Genomic DNA, 3,747 nt, shown 5'->3' with positions numbered 1-3,747 from the left:
ATCCGCGGACGTATTTCGAGTCCTCGCGCTGTGGTGGCATGCGCAGCATGCCGGATGTCGTTTCCAATTCCGCTCGGCGCCAGGAATACTGCTTTCCCTTGTGCTGCCATTCGAGGTCGGCGGGTTCGTCGTCGTCGTTCATCGTGGGCCAGAAGACGGCATACCCCTCGTACGTCCGATCGAGGTCCGAGTGCTCCGGCGCTGTCTCGAGGTCCGGCTGGTCGGCGACGAGAAACTCGATGGGGAGCTTCGTCCGAACGCGGTACCCGCCGAGCAGTACATCGCCGCAGACTTCGCAGAGGTGTAGATCGAGCACTCGCGCCCCGCAGCCGCACGTGAGCTGATGCGACGTGTGCAGCGCGCCAACGGGGGCATGGGCCTCCCCGCGCTGGTCACGAACCTTCACGCAGTTCGGGTCGATGCAAGCCCAAAGCCCCTGCAGGGTGTGGAAGAAGAAGTGCCCACGCAGCGGTCTGAGGGCACCGTTCGGCCCTTTCGCGGATGCGATGGCGCTGAGAAGGCCGCGGAACGCGGGGCTGACCGTCGGGCTGGGTGTTGCGTCGGGAAACAGTGCCGAATCTATGCAGTCGGCGCGGGCCGCCCGGAGAGTGCCGTCTTCGCTCACCGCGCGGACGGCATCGAGCAGACCATCGACAGCGCCAACGGCCTCGAGTGCCTCCGCCAAGTCGTCTCGGCCATCGAGGGCGAGCGCGAGTTCTCGTGCTGCGGCGGCAGCCTTGCGTTCGGCTTCCGTATCGGAAAGGGCGTCAGCCTCTGCCATGAGGTTGGCGTACTTGGAGAACGCCGAGGCATGCGCCTGGAGGGCGCGCCTCCTTCCTTCCGGCGGAAGCTGTGCTGGTGCGTCGATGAACTCGAAGCGGTCGCGGCCGAAGAACTGGCGCAGGAAGCGGCGCCCGGCTTCCCCCGGTTCGAGGCTCGCAGTCGTCGCCATGATCCGCAGCTTCGGCGACCCTGGTTCGAGCCCGAGCCGATCGAGGAGCAAGCGGACGATGTAGGCGACCTCCGTGCCCGGCGTACCGCGATAGCTGTGCAGTTCATCGACCACGAGCGTGAATACTCGCTCCGGGTGGCCGGGCTCGGCCAACCACTGCCGGGTCATTTCGAACATGCCCGCCTCGACCTGGCGCATCAGCATGATGTTGAGCATCGAGTAGTTGGTGATGAGGATGTCGGGCGGGGTCTCCTGCATGTCCCAGCGTGACCACATCTCTCCGCCATCGGGCCGCGCGTGGTGGTAGAGGATGTCGGAAAGGGCCGGATCCGCATCCACCAGCTTCCGGACTGCACCGTAATCGTTCTCGAGGCGGCGCAACGTTTCGCGAAGGCGGTCAGTCGCCGCCTTCGACTGGATGCCGCTGACCGGCGTCTGACCGGTGTAGCGGCCGAAGGTGATGCGGTTGCCACCTCGCTCGCGGTCGAGCCAGCGGTGAGTCTCGTCGGCGTCCAGGGCCATGCGCAACCGGCGGAGTTGGTCTTCGACGAGCGCGTTGAGCGGATACAGGACAACCGCGCGCATGGCCGACGGCCGCTGGCAGTGCGCCCACTGAGACTCGCGCTCGCCGTTCCCGTCCCACCATCGCCAGTGTGGCGACCTTGGAGCGGCAGCCGGCCATGTTCTCGACTCGCGGGCAAGGAGCGCGAACAATGGAAGAAGGAAACACTCCGTCTTACCCGACCCTGTGCCCGTGGTGACCACGATGTCGCGTTCTTCCTCGAGCACGGTGCGCAGGCTTCGCCACTGGTGTTCGAAGAGGGTGTTCTCGCCCATGATCCCGCTTCCCAGCGCGCTTACGCCGGCGTACTCCGGAGGGAGCGCAGCCTCGGCCTCATGAATGTTGTATGGCGAGAGCTGGTAGCGCGGCAGGGGCTCGATGAGCGGCGCACGGCGCAGGACGCCATCCTGCATCACCGCGCGGTCGCGCTCCTCTTCGAGCGCCGGCCAGCGCAGCGGGAAGGCGCTGCGGATGTACAGACGGTACATTTCGTCCAGCCGTTCGAAGCTGCCAATCAGGTCGCGCATCATGCGTCTTGTACCTCGAGCTCGAGTCGAGGCTGAAGCAGTTCCAAGAGCTCCTGTTCTATCGAACCATAGACGAGCCAGGACCCATTCCCGTTATCTTCTCGCGTTGGCAGCAGGCCGGAGGAAAGGACCAAAGCGCGTTCGTAGATTTCGGGCCAGCGCCACTCCAACGGAACGAAGAGCCGATACTTCCGCGCGTCGAATGTGCACGGGGCCGGCCCGAACTCCCGTAGGCGGGCGAGGAAGCGGAGGCCGGCCCACTCACCGCGCCGCCATCCGAGCTCAGGAGCGTAGTACAGGTAGGAGGCGCGGGCGTTGGTCCCTGTACGCTGGATCCGGTAGAAGCCGGGTTCGCCACGGAATGCGCCGACGTCGTCGAAGTTGTCGCCGCTCAGGCGTTGGAGGGTAAAACTGCCGAGGTCGATGGGAACCGACTCGAGGGCCTTCGCCCAGTGATCGATGCTTGGCAGAGCCCGCGCGAGCGCGCGGTCGGCGTGGCGCTCAACGGCGACCCCGAGTTGGGACAGGTCGCCGGGGTCGTCGGTTCGGATACGGAAGGCAGATGGCCCGGCCCCTGAAGGTTGGGGCACCTGCTCGGTCTTGTCGCGAAAGCGCTGCCTCAACTCCTGGATCAGGGACTCATCGCGGGGGCCGGCCAGCACGATACAGCCTTCATCGACTTGGATCACCGTGGACGGCGCCATGGACCATCGGCTACCGTCGCGGCTCGATTCGCAATGGCCAAGCAGTCGTAGGGTTCGGAGTACGCTCCGGGTGTCCATTCCGATCCGGAGCGCCCGGCGAGCGGAGTCGAGCGTCGCGAAGGCCCCCTCCGCGTGAGCCGACATCCAGAGGAGGAGGCGGTCGCATTGCTGAGTGAGTTCGAGCTCATCGAGCGAGAGCCCCTCGTCCCCTTCCTTGTCGAAGGGGTCGCCCGCATCGGGAACGACCAGGGGGTTGTACCGAAGGCGGCGGGAGAACTCTTCGAAGTGCAGGTCCTGGCCCACGAATTTCGAGATTTCCTGGCGTTGGAAATCGCCAATGGGTTTTCCGAGGCGAGGCGGTTGTGTCTGAATGAAATCGAAAAACTTGGCGACTCGATCCTCGAGCGGCTCGTTTTCTTCTTGCTCGAATGCGACGAACAGGTAGAACTCCCGGGGCCCACGTCCAACCGAACGTTCGGTGCAGACCCGCGGCACTCGGTCGCGCACCGTCAACTCGTTCACCCATTTGGTGATCCGCTGGATGACCTCCTCCCGGTCACCCTTACATCGGTAGCCGCGGTAGACGCGAGTCATTCCTTTGTCCCCGCAGGGGAGACCGTGGCGCCTCGGATGGTGGTCTCGCCGAACACTTGAGCTACTGGGGATTGGGGCTGGCGCACGGCGAGTTGGTCCCATGACTCGATGCGCACCAGTCGCGCCTCGGAGCGCTCACCGTCGGTCTCGGCCGTGAGCTCGAACGTCCCTGGCCGGTCCCAGTGGAGCCCCTCGACGGGCTGATTCATCCGGAATTCGAGGCGGAGGGCGGAGCCGTTGTCTCCTCTCCGCGATTCCTCGAGGGTGACCTGGCCGCTGCCACCGAAGCCGCGCACCACCACTTGCGGCCCGTGACCCACCAGCCAAGCGCCTGATGGCGAACGCAGGCCGCCGAAAACGCTAATGGAGAGGGTCCCTCGCGGCCGGAGTTCCTGAAGGAGCTGGAGG

Annotated in this window: 2 protein-coding genes and 1 pseudogene; all 3 read right to left on the bottom strand. The window is 65.4% G+C overall.

Annotated elements, in window-relative coordinates; all coding sequences use genetic code 11:
- The coding region (locus VAE53_RS08540; protein WP_322818953.1) for a DEAD/DEAH box helicase at positions 1 to 2,041 on the bottom strand (2,041 nt) is incomplete at its 3' end.
- The gene (locus VAE53_RS08535; protein ID WP_322818952.1) at positions 2,041 to 3,339 is read right to left on the bottom strand and encodes a hypothetical protein; all 1,299 of its coding nucleotides are present in this window, start codon (positions 3,337 to 3,339) and stop codon (positions 2,041 to 2,043) included. The genes VAE53_RS08535 and VAE53_RS08540, both read right to left, overlap by 1 nt.
- A pseudogene (locus VAE53_RS08530) lies at positions 3,336 to 3,747 on the bottom strand (hypothetical protein); the annotation flags it as partial. The gene VAE53_RS08535 and the pseudogene VAE53_RS08530, both read right to left, overlap by 4 nt.

The sequence above is a fragment of the Tepidiforma sp. genome, assembly GCF_034432735.1.
Classification (GTDB): domain Bacteria; phylum Chloroflexota; class Dehalococcoidia; order Tepidiformales; family Tepidiformaceae; genus Tepidiforma.
The sequence above is the reverse complement of the archived record's forward strand: the minus strand, read 5'-3'. Positions and strand labels throughout refer to the sequence as shown.